General features: G+C 64.9%; 1 protein-coding gene. It reads right to left on the bottom strand.

The window, feature by feature from the left end; translation table 11 throughout:
- A partial coding sequence (locus AC06FP_RS16885; protein ID WP_478076340.1) for a serine dehydratase beta chain occupies positions 1 to 225 on the bottom strand: 225 nt, incomplete at both ends.

Raw genomic sequence — 225 nt, forward strand, 5'->3', positions numbered from 1 at the left:
GGTGGCGATGACCGCGTCGTTGGCATCGAAGGCGGTGAAGCGCATGCCGTTGGTGTGGTAGGGCAGCTTCTGGCGCTTGTTCAGGGCCAGGTCGCGCTTCTCGTCGAAGGCGATCTCATGCTGGCCCATCAGGTTGATGCGCTTGCTGGAGCGGATGCGCGCCAGCGTGGCCGGGATGATGTCCGGGTCGATCAGGTTGGGGCGATGGCCTTCCAGGCCGAGCAA

It is taken from the genome of Stenotrophomonas sp. Steno-Z2 (genome assembly GCF_056393235.1).